This window comes from Citrobacter sp. TBCS-15, assembly GCF_005280815.1.
Classification (GTDB): Bacteria; Pseudomonadota; Gammaproteobacteria; order Enterobacterales; family Enterobacteriaceae; genus Citrobacter; species Citrobacter werkmanii.
In genome coordinates, this window is record NZ_SZWK01000102.1 from 800,762 (window position 1) to 816,912 (window position 16,151).

Annotated in this window: 15 protein-coding genes, 1 tRNA gene and 1 other RNA gene; 7 read left to right on the forward strand and 10 right to left on the reverse strand. The window is 52.2% G+C overall.

Annotation, left to right across the window (positions count from 1 at the left end):
• Positions 1-38: 38 nt before the first annotated feature.
• Both csgA and csgB read right to left on the reverse strand, forming a co-directional pair.
• Positions 39-488 (reverse strand): curli major subunit CsgA, encoded by a 450-nt coding sequence (gene csgA / locus FDW96_RS10690; RefSeq protein WP_137365656.1) that lies wholly within the window; start codon positions 486-488, stop codon positions 39-41.
• A 40-nt stretch (positions 489-528) separates the two neighbouring features.
• Entirely contained in the window at positions 529-984 is a 456-nt protein-coding gene (csgB, locus tag FDW96_RS10695; RefSeq protein ID WP_079224689.1) for a curli minor subunit CsgB, read from the reverse strand.
• A gap of 762 nt (positions 985-1,746) precedes the next feature.
• On the opposite strand from csgB, the gene csgD reads away from it, so the two are divergent.
• The 4 genes from csgD to csgG are packed head-to-tail and all read left to right on the forward strand — an operon-like array spanning position 1,747 to position 4,092.
• Complete coding sequence (csgD, locus tag FDW96_RS10700) at positions 1,747-2,397, forward strand: biofilm master transcriptional regulator CsgD (RefSeq protein ID WP_042309248.1); 651 nt, start codon at positions 1,747-1,749, stop codon at positions 2,395-2,397.
• Between the two features lie 4 nt (positions 2,398-2,401).
• Entirely contained in the window at positions 2,402-2,794 is a 393-nt protein-coding gene (csgE, locus tag FDW96_RS10705) for a curli production assembly/transport protein CsgE (protein ID WP_042309250.1), read from the forward strand.
• Positions 2,795-2,819: 25 nt separating this feature from the next.
• On the forward strand, positions 2,820-3,233 hold the full coding sequence (gene csgF / locus FDW96_RS10710; protein ID WP_042309252.1) for a curli production assembly/transport protein CsgF: 414 nt from the start codon (positions 2,820-2,822) through the stop codon (positions 3,231-3,233).
• A gap of 25 nt (positions 3,234-3,258) precedes the next feature.
• Positions 3,259-4,092, forward strand: coding sequence for a curli production assembly/transport protein CsgG (gene csgG / locus FDW96_RS10715; RefSeq protein WP_003036082.1), 834 nt, complete (start codon positions 3,259-3,261; stop codon positions 4,090-4,092).
• Positions 4,093-4,136: 44 nt separating this feature from the next.
• Here the strand turns inward: csgG and FDW96_RS10720 are convergent, their stop codons facing one another.
• From FDW96_RS10720 to ghrA, 4 genes are all read right to left on the reverse strand, one after another.
• Positions 4,137-4,619: a DUF1097 domain-containing protein gene (locus tag FDW96_RS10720; RefSeq protein ID WP_042309254.1), complete on the reverse strand. Its 483-nt coding sequence runs from the start codon at positions 4,617-4,619 to the stop codon at positions 4,137-4,139.
• Positions 4,620-4,720: 101 nt separating this feature from the next.
• Positions 4,721-5,275: a molecular chaperone gene (locus FDW96_RS10725; RefSeq protein ID WP_042309256.1), complete on the reverse strand. Its 555-nt coding sequence runs from the start codon at positions 5,273-5,275 to the stop codon at positions 4,721-4,723.
• Positions 5,276-5,298: 23 nt separating this feature from the next.
• Positions 5,299-6,036: a phosphatase gene (locus FDW96_RS10730; protein WP_042309259.1), complete on the reverse strand. Its 738-nt coding sequence runs from the start codon at positions 6,034-6,036 to the stop codon at positions 5,299-5,301.
• An 86-nt stretch (positions 6,037-6,122) separates the two neighbouring features.
• Positions 6,123-7,061 carry a glyoxylate/hydroxypyruvate reductase GhrA gene (ghrA, locus tag FDW96_RS10735; protein ID WP_042309261.1) on the reverse strand — a complete coding sequence of 313 codons (939 nt, stop codon included), beginning with the start codon at positions 7,059-7,061 and terminating at the stop codon, positions 6,123-6,125.
• A 235-nt stretch (positions 7,062-7,296) separates the two neighbouring features.
• Between ghrA and FDW96_RS10745 the strand changes: the two genes are divergently transcribed.
• The 3 genes from FDW96_RS10745 to FDW96_RS10760 all read left to right on the forward strand — a co-directional run bounded on the left by FDW96_RS10745 (position 7,297) and on the right by FDW96_RS10760 (position 8,953).
• Positions 7,297-7,384: transfer RNA gene (locus tag FDW96_RS10745), tRNA-Ser, on the forward strand.
• Between the two features lie 227 nt (positions 7,385-7,611).
• A non-coding RNA gene (locus FDW96_RS10750) (RtT sRNA) lies at positions 7,612-7,747 on the forward strand.
• A 444-nt stretch (positions 7,748-8,191) separates the two neighbouring features.
• Positions 8,192-8,953, forward strand: a complete 762-nt coding sequence (locus tag FDW96_RS10760; protein ID WP_137365658.1) for a hypothetical protein — start codon at positions 8,192-8,194, stop codon at positions 8,951-8,953.
• Positions 8,954-9,328: 375 nt separating this feature from the next.
• Here the strand turns inward: FDW96_RS10760 and FDW96_RS10765 are convergent, their stop codons facing one another.
• Genes FDW96_RS10765 through tssA form a run of 4 tightly spaced genes read right to left on the reverse strand, consistent with a single transcriptional unit; the run spans position 9,329 to position 16,150 of the window.
• Positions 9,329-9,808 (reverse strand): Hcp family type VI secretion system effector, encoded by a 480-nt coding sequence (locus FDW96_RS10765; protein ID WP_137365659.1) that lies wholly within the window; start codon positions 9,806-9,808, stop codon positions 9,329-9,331.
• A gap of 12 nt (positions 9,809-9,820) precedes the next feature.
• Positions 9,821-11,167 carry a VasL domain-containing protein gene (locus tag FDW96_RS10770; RefSeq protein ID WP_137365660.1) on the reverse strand — a complete coding sequence of 449 codons (1,347 nt, stop codon included), beginning with the start codon at positions 11,165-11,167 and terminating at the stop codon, positions 9,821-9,823.
• A gap of 13 nt (positions 11,168-11,180) precedes the next feature.
• Positions 11,181-14,720 carry a type VI secretion system membrane subunit TssM gene (gene tssM / locus FDW96_RS10775; protein WP_137365661.1) on the reverse strand — a complete coding sequence of 1,180 codons (3,540 nt, stop codon included), beginning with the start codon at positions 14,718-14,720 and terminating at the stop codon, positions 11,181-11,183.
• 14 nt (positions 14,721-14,734) lie between these two features.
• Positions 14,735-16,150: a type VI secretion system protein TssA gene (gene tssA, locus FDW96_RS10780; protein WP_137365662.1), complete on the reverse strand. Its 1,416-nt coding sequence runs from the start codon at positions 16,148-16,150 to the stop codon at positions 14,735-14,737.
• Position 16,151 lies beyond the last annotated feature (1 nt).

Here is a 16,151-nt window from a genome sequence, read left to right on the forward strand (position 1 = left end):
GGGCTCACGCCCTGTTTATTATCAGTCAGAAAACTGAATTAGTGTTGGTTAGCTGTGGCGTTGTTGCCAAAGCCAACTTGACGAATCAGCACATTGGAATCAGAAGCGGTCTGATTAACCAACGCACCGTTACGGCCACCGAACTGGGTCACGCTAATATCAGCATTTTTTGCATTCCACTGATCGATAGTGGCGCTGTTCTGGAAGCCGGTCTGTTTCAGGTTAATGGTACTGTCATCAGCACCTTGACCTACAACAGCCCCGTTTCCACGCCCGTGTTGTGTGATGGTGACATCTGATTTACGCGCATCACTTTGCAGAGCATTCGCTACGTTGCCTGTCCCATATTGGTAGATGCTCATTGAAGAATCTGGGCCATAGTTATTACCGCCGCCATGATGATTGCCGCCCCATTGCGGAACAACACCAGCCAGAGCACTGCCAGAAATTACGATTGCTGCGAATGCTGCCACTTTTAAAAGTTTCATGGTAAACCCCCATCGGATTGATTTAAAAGTCGTTAATGGATTAGCGTTGAGTTACGCGAATTGCCATATGCGACTGTCTCTGCACCACAACTGCTGTTTTTTGTGTACCATACTGGGTAATATTTGCTTTATTACCAGAGCCTTTCTGGATAATTACCGCTGTATTACCATAAGAACCTTGTTTAATACTCGCGTCATTGGAACTACCCACCTGATCAATATATGCAAAGTTATATGATCCCGTCTGGTCTGTTTTCGCCCGGTTACCAGAACCTTCTTGCGAAATGACCGACAGTAGCTTCGAGCCGCCCTGACGAATATTTGCACTGTTCGCAGTGCCGACCTGACCAATAATGGCTGCCTGATTAAATGAAGACTTACTTAATTCATTTACCGCAAAGTTATATTCTGAATTAGCTAAATCATAACTTGCTGCGGATGCAATCCCAGGCACACCCAGTATTGTAAACATCATAAATAACAACTTGTTTTTCATGTTGTCACCCTGGACCTGGTCGTACATGAAGTTAAATTAGTTACCACTCAAATTGTTGTTAACATGACTTACATTTGTTAACGCCACGTTACGATGAAGAGTATGTCCGTTGAAACATTTTAAATAACTCACCCGCCAGTGGTATTTTTATATTTGGATTCACCCCAAAGTATTAATTAACAACAAACAATACCGTTACCGCCTTGAATTTAATTTCTTTTAAAGCCTTAAGAGTGAATTTCTATGCAGAGGCAGAAAAAGCGCATCCCCCTCCATTTCCGGGCTTCGTAGCATCGTGCTGCGATAGACATCGGTACAAGTCGTGACAAGCGTCATTTTTTTCAATCTAAAATTGTCCAACTTAAACTCAGGCGAGACAACCTGAATTCATCAGGAATTCAAAGCCGAAAAATTTTAATTTTTTTTATTTTAAATCAATGAGATATTATAATTTGTATGATTTTTTAAATCTATGCAATAAGCCTAAAATGTACAACTTTACTATCAAATCTAAACTCAATTAAAACCCAAAAATCACATTTTAATATATAAATTTACATTATGTAACATGTTTAACACTTGCTTTAAGATTTGTAATAGCTAGATTGAAAACAGTTGAAGTCCATTTATTTTGATATTTTTACCCCGTTGGGTCGATATTTTATTTCTACACAGCAGTGCAACATCTGTCAGTACTTCTGGTGCCTCTATTTTAGTAGAGACAGCTGTCAGGTGTGCGACTAAAAAAAGTGGAGTTTCATCATGTTTAATGAAGTCCATAGTATTCATGGTCATACATTATTGTTGATCACTAAACCTTCGCTGCAGGCAACTGCGTTATTACAGCACTTAAAGCAATCACTGGCGCTAACCGGAAAATTGCATAATATTCAACGATCTCTGGATGATATTTCCTCCAGCTGCATTGTTTTAATGGATATGATGGAGGCAGATAAAAAACTGATCCATTACTGGCAAGATAATTTGAGCAGAAAAAACAACAATATAAAGACTTTATTGTTGAATACCCCAGATGATTATCCCTATCGGGATATTGAAAACTGGCCGCATATCAATGGTGTATTTTACGCAACCGAAGATGAACAACGTGTAGTCAGCGGCTTGCAAGGTGTGCTGCGCGGCGAATGCTACTTTTCGCAAAAGCTCGCCAGCTACCTGATCACACATTCCGGTAACTATCGTTACAACAGCACGGAGTCGGCATTACTGACTCACCGTGAAAAAGAGATCCTTAATAAACTACGTATCGGTGCCTCAAATATTGAAATCGCGCGCTCACTATTTATCAGTGAAAATACGGTGAAAACACATCTTTATAACCTTTTCAAAAAGATAGCTGTCAAAAATCGTACGCAGGCGGTTTCGTGGGCCAATGATAACCTCAGGCGATAAAGCCATGAAACGCTATTTGACCTGGATTGTGGCAGCAAATTTAGTCCTTGCTGCCGGGAATCTACACGCAGCTGTAGAAGTGGAGGTTCCCGGACTATTGACTGACCACACGGTCTCTTCCATTGGCCATGATTTTTATAGGGCCTTTAGTGACAAGTGGGAAAGCGAGTACACAGGAAACTTAACCATTAATGAAAGGCCCAGTGCACGTTGGGGAAGTTGGATTACTATAACGGTCAATCAGGACGTTATCTTCCAGACCTTTTTATTCCCGACGAAAAGAGACTTCGACAAAATAGTGGTCTTCGCATTGGCAGAAACTGAGGAAGCATTAAATCGCCGGCAAATAGATCAAACACTATTAAGCACAAGCGATTTAGCGCGTGATGAATTCTAAAACATGATTTTGTCCGGAGGCTTTCATGCGTGTCAAACATGCAGTGGTTTTGCTCATGCTAATTTCACCATTAAGTTGGGCCGGAAACATGACGTTCCAGTTCCGCAACCCAAACTTTGGTGGCAATCCAAACAACGGTTCTTTTTTATTAAATAGCGCCCAGGCGCAGAACTCGTATAAAGATCCGAGTGGTGATGATTTCGGGGTTGAAGTCCCATCAGCACTGGATAATTTTACTCAAGCTATTCAGTCGCAAATACTCGGTGGTTTACTCACTAATATCAATACCGGTAAACCGGGGAGGATGGTAACCAATGATTTTATCATTGATATCGCCAACCGGGATGGGCAACTGCAATTGAATGTCACGGACAGGAAAACAGGGAAAACGTCGACTATTGAAGTTTCGGGTTTGCAAAATCAGTCAACCGATTTCTAAATTATAGCCACGAAAGGAAAAAATCATGCAGCGCTTACTTATCATGGTGGCAGTAATTTTACTCAGCGGATGCTTAACCGCCCCGCCTCAAGAGGCCGCTAAGCCGACGTTAATGCCCCGAGCCCAAAGCTATAAAGATTTGACGCATCTACCTATGCCTACAGGTAAGATATTTGTGTCGGTATACAACATTCAGGATGAGACTGGCCAGTTTAAACCTTACCCGGCAAGTAACTTCTCTACCGCCGTTCCGCAAAGCGCCACGGCTATGCTCGTCACCGCATTGAAAGATTCTCGTTGGTTCGTCCCGCTGGAACGTCAGGGGTTACAGAACTTGCTTAACGAACGAAAAATCATTCGCGCGGCTCAGGAAAACGGTACGGTTGCCATTAATAACCGGATCCCACTCCAGTCCCTGACCGCTGCAAACGTCATGGTGGAAGGGTCAATTATCGGTTATGAAAGCAACGTTAAATCAGGGGGAGTCGGCGCGCGCTATTTCGGTATTGGCGCCGATACGCAATACCAGCTTGACCAGATAGCGGTAAACCTGCGCGTGGTTAACGTCAGTACCGGTGAAATCCTCTCATCGGTGAATACCAGCAAAACCATTCTGTCTTATGAAGTGCAGGCTGGGGTGTTCCGCTTCATTGACTACCAGCGTCTGTTGGAGGGTGAAATTGGTTATACCTCTAACGAACCGGTTATGCTTTGCCTGATGTCAGCAATTGAAACCGGCGTTATCTTCCTGATTAATGACGGGATAGATCGCGGATTGTGGGATTTGCAGGATAAGAAACAAGTTGATAATGACATCCTGGTTAAATACCGCCATATGTCGGTACCGCCAGAATCCTGATAGATCGTTACGGCATAAAAAGCGTGAGGGGATCCTCACGCTTTTTATTTATTGGTCAACGTCGGCGATATCCGACTTTCACGGCGTGACGCCAGCCACAATCCGCTATTTTTCATCGCATAGCCGAATACCAGGCCCAACGCCAAAGATGGCACGACCAGTCGCCAGTCTCCCTGCCCTGCAAACGTTGCACAAGCACCAATAAATGTGCCCGGCACAAATGAAAGCAACCATTGCTTTGCCTGTATACACATCATAAACGCGACAATTCCCGTCATGACATAGCCAACAATATCCATATGTGGGGCAAGCGCACTGCCGTTAATAATCACCAACGCCCACACAACACCGCTTAGCAGCGTACACGCCGAGATCCACAGCCCTTTCAACCCACCTTGCGGACAGGCAAAGTAGGCTGTGCAGCCCAGAAAACCAGCCCAGCTGAGTAAACCGAGAGAAACGGCCACCCATCCCCAGATCCCGGAGAGAATGCCCGTTGTGATTGCAATTGAGAGAAGTATATTCATGCCGCGCATTTTAGCAGAAAAACGGCATGGGAATGCGATCGCGCACACAATTTATGCAAGTTGATAAATTGAGTTGCAGTTTAATGTGATTAAAATCACATTTATTCGTCTGTATCTTCCTGCAATTCGTCCCACATCGCACCAATAGCATCGCGCGTCAGAGGCGCTATAGTACGCCAGAATGGGGTATTCGCATGCGCTTCAACTTTCCCCAGAAACGTGCCGCACCAGGGTAACAGGTAGTCCACAAACAAGGTTTCAAGCGCTTCGCTTTCATCTTCCGCAGACTGATCTTCAAGCCATGAAGCCGCCAGCAACAGCGTGCCAATATGATCTGCCGGCGTATCTGCCAGCGGCATTCCCCGGGCAGAAAGGAATGCACGCACATCCGATTCTTTCGCCCCTTCTACCCAGGCGCTACGATAAGGCGGCACCGCACAATCGTCTCCCACAAATAACGCGTTGTAATCCGCAGCCAACTGAGGCATATCGCAACTCTTCTGCAGACGAGCCAACAGTTCGTCCTGTTCCAGCGGCCAGTTGGCGGAAAGTTTACCTTCGCTAATCAGGGTAAACAGAGGAACCAGTATAGGGTCCTGAGGTTGGCGGTAAAACAGCGAGCCCAGTACACGACACAGGATAGAAAACTCATTCATTGATATATTCCAGTTAGTAACAATTACAGTTCAGCAAATTCCGCGATCGGCTCCATGCCTCGCGATTCCAGAAACGTCAGCAGGCGTTTTGGCGTAACGTTTAAAATTCGGTCTTCCGGGAAATTCACATCATCCAGAATTTTACGGCATTCACCGAAATCTCCTAAGGTGAAAGCGGTATGTGAATCTGACCCTAACGCGACCCAGCCGCCGGCATCACGCACAGCCGCAGCAACCGCGCGGCAATTGTCCTCACTGCCCTTACGTGAATGCAAAAACGAAGAGTTGTTGATTTCCAACGCAACCTGATATTTTGCCGCGGCCTGAGCAATCGCAGTGATATCGACGGGATATTTCGGATTCCCGGGATGGCTGATAATGTGTACGTTGCCACTGGCCATGGTGGCTATCATCGCCTGCGTATTCGTGTCTTTATCGTGTGGAGCGAAAACCGGCTCATGAAAGCCTGCGATAATCAAATCCAGGGAAGTAAACATCGGACCTGAGCAGTCAATTTCACCTTCAATATTTTTAATATTCGCTTCAATTCCGCGCAGGATCCCTACGCCGTCCACGATTCGAGGCCAAATGCGCATATTAATAAAGTGCCAGTGGTGAGGCGCATCCGCCATGTCCGGTCCATGATCGGTAATGGCAAACAGCTTGATGCCTTTGCGACGGGCTTCAGCGATGTAATCACTTAAGGTGCTGTAGGCGTGGGTGCTGGCGACGGTATGCATATGCAGGTCAACGGGATACATAACTCTCTCCTGTAGTCATTTTCCGTCAAGGATAGCAGGTATCGCCGCCATTTATTAGCGGAAACCCGGCACTTGCCGGGTTAGCATTAGTACCCCCGTACGCGATCGACCTGACCCGTAACGGCTTTGCCACTTTCCAGACTCAAAATCGTACGGGAGATATAATCCACCGCTTCCGCCGGACGGGTAACAGCGGCGATGTGCGGTGTCATCGCCACTCGCGGATGTTTCCATAGCGGGCTGGTTTCCGGCAGCGGTTCACGGCTATAGACATCCAGCATGGCGCCTTTCACCTTGCCGCTGTCCAGCGATGCCAGAAGATCGTCTTCTTTGAGATGAACGCCGCGCGCCAGGTTCAGCACATAAGCGCCATCCTGTAACTGGCTGAGTAAACCTGCGTTAATGATGCCCACGGTTTCTGCCGTATTGGGTAGAAGGTTGATAAGCACGCGAGTTTGGCTCAAAAACGCGCCCAGCTCTTCGGTACCAGCAAAGCTTTCCACGCCAGGCCAGGATTTACGCGTACGACTCCAGCAGCGCAGCGGGAACCCCCATGACTGTAAACTCTCGGCAACTTTCGCACCTAAAACCCCAGCCCCCATAATCCCGATGGTGAACTCATCGCGGGTATACTCTGGTAAAGGTTGCCATTTCGCCTGTTTTTTTAATGCCTGGTAATCATCAAAGCGACGAAACCAGTGCAGCACCTGACTTACCGCATATTCCTGCATTTGCAGGCCCATACCCGTATCTTCCAGACGAAAAAGCGGGATCGAGGTATCCAACATCTCCGGGTGAGCGTTTAGTTTACTGAGAATGGAATCGACGCCCGCACCCAGTGCAAATACGGCTTTTAATTTTCGCCCCGCGAGCATTTCAACCGGCGGATGCCAAACCAGCGCATAGTCAGCATGCGCATTATCACCCGCTTTCCACTCACGGACGTTCGCGCCTGGTATTGCTTTTGCCAGAGCATTAATCCACCAGCTTGTATCGAATGTTGGGTGATAAAAAATTATGTCCATCTTTTCTCCTGAGCATTGCTATGCGGAACTTTCTCGCACTTATTATCATCATTTTTCGAGGGAACCTCAGAGTAGCAAATTTTAGGGTGCTGGCAAAAAAAACAATTCCCGCTTATTTAAGCTCCAGATTGTTTGAAGTTTGTGTAAATGCACGTTTTTTTCAAAAAGTTGATTGACGCCGGGGCGGTATTTCCCTAAATTAGCGCCCGTTCCGGTAGCACAGGAACAACAATATGGTGAGGTGTCCGAGTGGCTGAAGGAGCACGCCTGGAAAGTGTGTATACGGCAACGTATCGGGGGTTCGAATCCCCCCCTCACCGCCATATTTTAAGAAGAGCTCGTACGCAAGTACGGGCTTTTTTTTCGCATATTGCACACCTGCGGGGGGATGAGAAGCCCCGACCGGGGTTCGACAACTGGCGCAGCCAGCTGGACAGACCGGGAGCGTCGCGAACGGGCTGCCCCGAAGGGGCGAGCAAAGCGAGTCAATCCCCGCCTCACCGCCATATTTTAAGAAGAGCTCGTACGCAAGTACGGGCTTTTTTTTCGCATATTGCACACCTGCGGGGGGATGAGAAGCCCCGACCGGGGTTCGACAACTGGCGCAGCCAGCTGGACAGATGACGAGCCCGCGAGGAATCTACCCGCAGGGCGAGCGAAGCGAGTCAATCCCCCCCTCACCGCTATATTTTAAGAAGAGCTCGTACGCACTCCACAGTGCGACGCTGGGTTCCCATATAGCGCATAACGCCATATCTCACTGTCTGAAACTCCTTCATTTGTTTTCTTTTTATTCTATTAACGGTTTCATCAATCGTTACCCAGAGCGGCATGACGGAATTGTTACTGTGATAAGGAAGAAAACGCATATCACATTCTCCTGTTTTATCTTCCAGAGGAACTCAACATCATCGTTAGTTAATACACACAGGAACACCACTGGCAAATAAAAATCAAATGATAAAATTGACACCAGACACACCAATAATAATCAGTTCATATCAAAATATAACATTTCATATAATTCATGAATACTAAAACAATCCTCCTGGATTTATCAATAACAGGATATAATAACAATCGGAGTTTTATAATTGCATGAATTCCCATCATACATTCCAGGAAAATATATGGAAACCTGTTCAATAATATATTTATGCGCAGCAATATTTTTATTGAGTGGCTGTGTTCGCTCCCCAATTGACGCAAAGAAAAAGGATGTTTCCATAAAGGAGAGTGGCATCAGTAAAAATGCTTCCAACCAGTTAACAGATAAAGATATCTTTGGCAACGAGACCACACTTGCTGTTTCAGAAGAAGATATCCAGGCGGCACTGGAGGGTGAGAAATTCAGCGTACCGCTGAACTCCGCTGTCATCCTGGTCCAGTCTGGCAATCGCGCACCGGAAATGATCATGCAGCAGGAAATGAGTCGCTATTACCGGATATCGACATTTTCCGGTATCCCGGATAAACAAAAGGCTATTTCCTGTAATAAGGTGAAGAGTGAAGAAGGAGAAGTCGTTGCCAGCGAAAACATGAATTACATGCAAGCACTACGTTATATTGCGGCAAAAGGACAACAAAAGGTAGTCATCGTATACTGGGACACACTACAGTCAGGTAAATATGACACCACAACCAAAACCCTGGTCTGGTCAGATTATCGAAACGAAAAATTGTCCAGTACAGACTCGCTGCGTTACCTGGTGCGTTTCGCCCTGGTAGATGTAGCAACTGGAGAATGGGCGACCTGGTCTCCGGTAAACTATGAATACAATACCCTTCAACCGATGACCGGAAAAACATCAGTGACAGACCAGCAAATAGTTCAATTAAAGCAGAAAACATTCGCCGCGGTGGTTAAGGATATGGTAAATCGCTATCAGTAACCAGATGCCACACCTTTACGTTGTCTGCCGCCAATTACCTGTGGCGGCAGCCAGCGGTATGAAAATATCCTGTCCTCTAACCCATCTCTTTTTCCGGACCAGAAACCGTGCCATTGCCCGCGACGCAAATGGGCCCTGACCTGCCGCCCGTTAATGGAACTGACTCCTGCGATATCAATTCCGCTCTGACTGTTAAGTAACAGGCAAAGACGTTTCTTATTATCAGCCATACCCTGATTTACCGCCAGTCAGGAATTTCTTTCCCCTTCATTAAGCGGACATTTTCAATTCCACTGACAGCATCCGGATAGCATTTATAAAAAGTATCAGCAATCCCCGCAGGATCCGATATGTGATGTTCTCCAGATACCGCCATCAGAATATCCGCTCGCTCCACAGGCTGTATGCACTCGTACCAGCAACGCAGTGCTCCTGAGTAATACTCTCGTAGCTGAACGAAATAACCTCTTCCGGTTGCCCCTGACTATTGAGGATGGTATGAGGCACCTGTAACGTGATTCTGGCTATTCTGGCGTTGATCAGTTTTACCCGATAATACAATTCATTAATCCCAAACCGGTTAGTCCGGTAAAACTCAAAATCACAGGTCAGGCATTCATTCTCATTAATCGCCTTGCTCAATAGTGGAGTAGATTTATCCACCGGTTTACTCATATCCAGCGTTTGATGATTAACGTTTTGCGCCCGGCTCAGTCCATGTTTGAGACTTGTCACCATAATCTGATCCAGATGCGCCAGCTGCGCTTTATTTCCGATGGATGCCAGCGACGAACATCCTGCTGAAATCAGCCCCTGAAGCTGTCCGTTTAATGTCAGATACACAAGATTTGCCATAGCAATACTCCTTTATTTTCCTGGTTTACCGTCCGGCGTTTCCGGCGTCTGGCTCTGCGACAACAGCAGCCAGCGACTCAGCACCCCGTCCAGCCGTTCGTTGATCTGTTTTTCCAGCATCCCGGTATTTTTTCCGGCAGACTGCGCCTGCTGGTACTGTGTCAGAAGGTATTCCAGCGGCGTGTCCTGATTCAGCGAGCGCTCAGCCTGGTAAACCACGGTTTTGATATAAGAGAGCGTGAAGCCTTCTTTCGCCTGCTCACGCTGAACCAGCAGTTCGGCAAACGAACGCAAATCTGCCCGCGTCTGCTGCCAGCCCAGCATCTGCGGGCTGTTCACCGCGCGACCTTTCAGGGTGTCGTTCCACGTGGTGGTGGCCTGCTGCTGCTGCAGACTCTCCGGCCAGCGGCTGTCGGCCATCCGGACCATTCGCTGACCGGCTTCCAGCGGCTGCAACGGCGAAGCACCGGCCAGTTGCTGTAGCCGTTGCGGGTAATCGCTCAGTTGTGGCGATGCCAGCCAGACTGTTGCCGCCCCCTGCGCCGTATCACGTGCCGCCGCCACCTGCTGTTGCAGAGGATAAACCTGCCACCACCAGACGACAGCCGTGACAACCGCGCTACAGAGTATCCCGGCGATAAAACCTTTGAGGGTGTTTCCCGATATCCCCCGGGTCCGGGACGATACTGCGGCTGCCTCTTCGGGGACGACTACCCTCACCTCTGGCAGTTCCGGCAACGGCGGTACGGGAGCGCCAGCCGTTTCCATGCTCTCCGGCATATACATCAACGTGCGAACCGTGGTTTTCGCCGCCGCGTTTGCCGTTTTCTCTCTCGGCTGAGGCTCGCAGCGTTTTCGCGTGTTCTGCACAAAATAGAGCAGATTTTCCACCCGGGGGATGCGCTTAAGCTCCACCTGCTGGAGTTTGTCGCAAATCACCTGCAGCGCCCGCTCCACGCGATACAGCAGCGGCAGGTCCGCTTCGGAAAAAGCCAGCTGCTGGCGCAGAATATTGCCGGTCCGGGCGTTGAACCAGTCCAGCATTTCCGTGCGCGCGGCCCCACCCTGCGGCCAGAACTTATCCCATTCGCGGCCAATCATCGCCGCCAGCAGCTCCACGCCTTCGCAGAACCCGACCAGCCCCTGCGTACGCGTGCGCGCCAGCGTGTAGTAGCTGGCGGTGTGCAAATCCACGCCGTTGGACTTAAAAATGGTCAGCGCCAGCGACTCCACCAGCGTCCAGTTCATCTCCGGCTGCGCCGGGTGGCTGACCTTGTTGATCTCCTCACGCATGGCGCTGAACTCCGGCAGACCGCGCGGATCCTGGCCGGTGATAATCGTCTGAATATCCGTACTCATCGTCGCCACCTCCTCAGTACAACGTATCCGGCAGCCGGAACTGGCTGAACAGCCCGCCGGCAAACGGGTTGTCCTGCGTATCGGTGTGGACACGGTAGGTCATGGTGCCACCATCCACGCTGAAGCGGGCGGTAAAAGTACCGTCCTGTACGCTGGTGAGTTGCCCTGCGCCAAACAGGCGGAACTGCGCCCACGGGCCGCTGAAGGCAATGCTGCGCGGCGAGGTGTTGCCCCCCGCGCCCACCAGCGTCAGCTTGCTCTCATTGCCTTCGCGCATATTGTTCGGCCACACCAGATGCGCCGTGTAGTTGCGCCCCTGGGCGTAATCCACCAGTTGTCCGTCCAGGTTCAGTACGCTGCGCCGCTTGTTGCCGGACAGCGCCACGGTTTCCACCGCGAACTGCGCCCCCAGCCCGTTCTGCGGGCTGAAGAAGATGTCGCGGATCTTCTGCGCGGTATCGAGCTGGTTCAGGACATCTTCACGGATCACCACACTGTCTTCCCCGTTCAGCCCCTGGCTGTTTTCCACAAACAGTTGCAGGTTCTGCTGGTAGAACGTATCCAGCACGCCTCCCGGTTTAAAGAAGCGTTCAAACGCATCCAGCGAGGCATCTTCTTTCGACCGGGCGTTAAACGGATATTTATCCGCCAGCTGATCGTTGAAGGTTTTCACCACATTGTCGCGCCAGTCCACCTCCATATAATGGACCGCCTCTATCATCACCACATGCCACGCCTGCTCCGCCAGCTTACCCACCCACCGGTTAAGCGGCGCAGGCAGGGTTTTCGCCATCTGGCGGGTGGCGAAAATCGGATCGCTGCTGTTCTGATCCAGCCGGAGCTGCACCGCCTTCAGGGCCGATTTTCCCGGCACCGGCGCGTTCTGTATCGCCAGCAGATAGCGGTGCAGTTCGGTCAGTTGCTGATAGACCGCCTGCAGGGTGCTGGCTTTGTCCTTCTGCTCTTCCAGGGTACTGTTTTCGGGCGCAAACTCATGCCCCAGACGGTTCAGCAGTTGCCAGTCAGGTTCGGCCTGCGCCTGGGCGCGTTCCTTGTCGCTCAGCTTTTCAGGCAGGAGCGGCGGACGGGTATTGTCACGCAGCGCCGTCAGAACCCGCTGAAAAGGCTGATCGCCGCTGACAATCTGCTCCAGCGCACCGGTCAGTTCCGCCAGATTTTCATATCCCCGGACATTCAGGTTATCCATGCCAGCCCGCCAGGTGGCGGTGTAATCGCTGATATACTGCTCAATAAGCTGGCGCTGAATTTCCGTCCGGTCAGCCTCGCTGTAGGTCACATTGTGCGTCAGGGCCAGCACCCAGGAATCCATGGCGGTCAGCTTCACCAGCTCCTCACGCTGCTTCACAAAATAGCTCTGCAGGCCGTAACGGGTCAGAAACTGCGGAACGATCAGCTTATTGTCGCCGGTGGAAATAAATGTCTGATCAAACGTCGGTCCAGTCTGATCGCGCAGGCTGAGATCGGCGGGCAGTACGCCCAGCGCCCGCGTTTTCAGGCTCTGGTATACCCGCTGATAAACCGGCAGCTTACTCAGCTCTTTCTGCGCCGCGGCGACGGGGTTACCATAAGGTGCCCACAGGCTGACCGCGTCGGCATCACCCTGCTGGCGCTGCGCATGCCAGTCAGTGTGTGCCAGCGCATAATCGAGATGGGACATCAGCTGTGCCTGAACATCACGCTTCCCGTGAAACTGCTCGCTCCAGCGCTTCGCCATAAACTGCTTCACCACCGCGTCATTACGCCCGCTCTTGTCTTCCAGCATGCGGATGACGCGCAATGCGGCGAGTTTCTCTTCCGACTCCGGCGGCGCGCTGTTCATCTGTTTCACCAGCCCGTTCATCAGGGCCGGAAGGTAACGCTGCTCCAGCAATTTAAGATACGTCTGCTCCACGTAAGGCCCGACCCGCGTCCCCTGATAGAGCCCCATATCCGCCAGCCAGCTTCTGTCGCCCCAGTCGCCGTAGGCCAGCGTGGCATCACGCACCGGGTTCAGCAGCGGCAGTTGCAGATAACCGCTGTCATCCATGCCCTGCGGCGGCGGCACCGCCATAAAGGACTTCGCCTGCGCCAGCACGGTCTGCCCGGCGCGGTAGTTTTCGTTATACCCGTGATGCCAGCCCCAGATAAGCAGCAGCCCTGCCGCCGCACCGCATCCGGCAAAGAGACTCATCCGGCGACGGGAACGGGCCAGCCACAGGCGGTTTTCCCCGGCCAGATTCGGCTCGGCCAGCAGCACCTGCGGGAACAGCTCGCAGGTAAAGTACGGCGTGGTATCAACCAGCGGCCAGGCAACCATGGAACTCTGTTCCAGCCCGTACTGGCGGGCGGCGGACTGGGTAAAAATGTCATCCATCTGTCCGCGCTGCAGGGAAGAGGTCAGATAGACGCCGCGCAGGCAGATATCCTGGTGCTCACCGTCCAGTAACGCTTCCAGCAGTCGGGCAATTGTCTCCCCGCCCCCCAGCATCTGGCGGGAGAAACTGAACGCCGCGCTGCGTGCCGCCGGGGCGGACTGGCTGAGCATCTGGTCCGCCAGCGCCAGGTTCATTTGCTGTCCCCAGGACTGCCAGAAGGCATCCAGCTCGCGACGCCAGTCATCGCGTTCATGGGCATTGCGGGTGAACGTCACCCCCAGAATACTGTCGCGCCCGTTGCGATCCAGGGCACGGAACCAGGCGGCAAACCCGGCCAGCAGATCCAGCTTGGTGAGTACGATATAGACCGGCAGACTGGAATGCAGCGACTGGCGGATCGCCTGCAACTGGCCACGCAACATCTGTACCAGATGCTCATGGCGGCGTTTGTCGGCGGTCAGTAAATCAGGCAGATCCAGCGTCAGGATCAGGCCGTTAAGGGGCTGGCGCGTGCGTTTCTGCAGCAACCATCCCAGCCAGTGCTCGCGCAGGCGACGGTGTAACTGGTTGCCGTCATCCGGATCTGCCAGCACGCCATCAGTATCAAAAATCACCGCCTGTCTGCCGACATACGGCGTGATAAAGACCTGCTGGTCGGCTCCCCGGCTGGCGTCCGGCGTATAGATCACATCTGCCGGAAAGCCTTCGCGCAACAATGTTGTTTTGCCGCTGCCCGCCGGACCGGTCACCAGGTACCACGGCAGTTGCCACAGATAGCGACGACTGTCCAGATGGCGCTGCAGCCGCAGCAACCAGCGGTCGAGGTAACGCTGCTGAACGTTGACGGCCACGGTAAGCGGATCCACCTCTTCCTGACGCTGCTGCTTCTGCTGTTTTTCCACCCGCTGCAGGCGTTTCACCACGCTGACGGTCAGCCAGATGAGGGCCAGCAGCACCCAGACCGCCGTCGCCAGCCAGCGACTGGTCAGCGGTTTCAGCCAGTATGTCTCGTAGAACCGCCACGTCGGGCCTTTCCACCAGACCCATACCAGCAATATCCCCCACGCCAGCGCCAGCAGCCAGGCCACGGATACTTTAAACCGGGGCATCGCAGGTCTGAGCATAGATGCCAGCCCGCTGAACAGCGGGGGTATACGGGGAGTCGGTATTCTGAACACAAAACGCTCCTGTTTTATTCGCTCGTCGTTTCCGTCGCGAGTTTCGTTTCCAGCTGTTCCAGCAACGCCGGTTCCCAGTCGGACAACATCGTGTGCAGTCCGGCCTTAAACAGCATCCGGTAATGGTATTGTGCAAGCTGCGTCATGCCAGCGGCTTCCTGCAGTTGCGCCGTCAGATACTGGCGATAAAACTGCGCGCGCGGCGTATTACCGGGCTGCTTTTCAGCCAGCGCCAGCGCCGCCTCCAGCCCCTGCTCCTGCCAGCACTGCCAGACCTGCTGCGTCATATCATCCGTGGCAACCGCAACGGCGGCAGGTTTCTGCGGCTCATCGGCCAGCCACTGCCGGGTAGCGTCGCTGATAAACGGCGAACGGTCGTTAAACAGCAGGGAAGCAAGCGCAGGCAGACGCGCCACAAAACGACGAACCTCATCACGCACCGCCTGCGCCACGTCGGTGTAGCCGAGCTGCTGCGCTATCTGCGCCGAAAGGTGATGGCCGTCCAGCCAGTAGGGCGCCAGCAGCAGGCTCTGCTCAACCTGCTGCCAGAGCGTGATATCCGCACGGGTAAGACGAGCCTGGTAGTCAGCGACCATATCGGCAGAGACCGCCGCCAGCGGCGTGCGACCGTCGCTCTCCGCCTGCGGGGCAGAGGTAATGTTCTGCCACAGGGCGTGACGGCGCAGGCGGTATCCCTGCGGCGATGCAGGCTGACGCTCGCAGATAATGCCAGCCACCTTCAGCAGCGTGTCACGCCAGGCTTTATCGTCATGGCTGTCGATGTTCACCACCGGCGCAGGTGCTGTAGCTACAGGAACCGGCACGGCTGTCGGGATGCTGGCGCGGGTGATGTCGCCCGCAGGCTGCGTGGACGTAGTCATCGCGGGTGAACTGTCACGAAACATCCGCTGGTACTGCGCGAACAGGTCATCGGTGGCAGACGCCAGTTCCGGCATTCCGCACGCCTGCCAGCACTGTGCCAGTTTTGCCAGTTCCCCCAGCAGAGCATCACGCTGCTCCGGGGTGGATGTGGCAGCAAATCCCCCCATGCCGGGTTCAAAACGTTTCAGGATCTGGTCGGCAAAGCGTTTCTTATTCGCGGCGCTCTGCGGCCAGGCGATGGTCCAGTAATGGGTGACGTATTGTGTCAGTACGCTGAGCGCAAGTAGCGGGTTACCCGCATGTTGCAGGGTGCGCAGCAGGTGTGACACCAGGCGAAAATCCTTACTCTCCGAGGCCAGAAGCTGCAGTCCCTGCCGCTGGAGTTCCGGGACATCAAGCTGCGCGTGGTTCAGCGAACCCAGCTTGACAATTTCGCCGTCGATATATTCCCACTGCGGGTTTTCATCGCTGAGTTTACTGGCCAGTTTTTCTTCCGGCAGCGCTTCCAGCAGATGCGCCAGCCAGACGTCCGGGTTATGTATATCCATA

What these genes read in the sequence shown, in the direction of transcription:
- csgA (WP_137365656.1), bottom strand. Translation starts at nt 488, where the DNA reads ATGAAACTTTTAAAAGTGGCAGCATTCGCAGCAATCGTAATTTCTGGC.
- csgB (WP_079224689.1), bottom strand. Translation starts at nt 984, where the DNA reads ATGAAAAACAAGTTGTTATTTATGATGTTTACAATACTGGGTGTGCCT.
- csgD (WP_042309248.1), top strand. Translation starts at nt 1,747, where the DNA reads ATGTTTAATGAAGTCCATAGTATTCATGGTCATACATTATTGTTGATC.
- csgE (WP_042309250.1), top strand. Translation starts at nt 2,402, where the DNA reads ATGAAACGCTATTTGACCTGGATTGTGGCAGCAAATTTAGTCCTTGCT.
- csgF (WP_042309252.1), top strand. Translation starts at nt 2,820, where the DNA reads ATGCGTGTCAAACATGCAGTGGTTTTGCTCATGCTAATTTCACCATTA.
- csgG (WP_003036082.1), top strand. Translation starts at nt 3,259, where the DNA reads ATGCAGCGCTTACTTATCATGGTGGCAGTAATTTTACTCAGCGGATGC.
- FDW96_RS10720 (WP_042309254.1), bottom strand. Translation starts at nt 4,619, where the DNA reads ATGAATATACTTCTCTCAATTGCAATCACAACGGGCATTCTCTCCGGG.
- FDW96_RS10725 (WP_042309256.1), bottom strand. Translation starts at nt 5,275, where the DNA reads ATGAATGAGTTTTCTATCCTGTGTCGTGTACTGGGCTCGCTGTTTTAC.
- FDW96_RS10730 (WP_042309259.1), bottom strand. Translation starts at nt 6,036, where the DNA reads ATGTATCCCGTTGACCTGCATATGCATACCGTCGCCAGCACCCACGCC.
- ghrA (WP_042309261.1), bottom strand. Translation starts at nt 7,061, where the DNA reads ATGGACATAATTTTTTATCACCCAACATTCGATACAAGCTGGTGGATT.
- FDW96_RS10760 (WP_137365658.1), top strand. Translation starts at nt 8,192, where the DNA reads ATGGAAACCTGTTCAATAATATATTTATGCGCAGCAATATTTTTATTG.
- FDW96_RS10765 (WP_137365659.1), bottom strand. Translation starts at nt 9,808, where the DNA reads ATGGCAAATCTTGTGTATCTGACATTAAACGGACAGCTTCAGGGGCTG.
- FDW96_RS10770 (WP_137365660.1), bottom strand. Translation starts at nt 11,167, where the DNA reads ATGAGTACGGATATTCAGACGATTATCACCGGCCAGGATCCGCGCGGT.
- tssA (WP_137365662.1), bottom strand. Translation starts at nt 16,150, where the DNA reads ATGGATATACATAACCCGGACGTCTGGCTGGCGCATCTGCTGGAAGCG.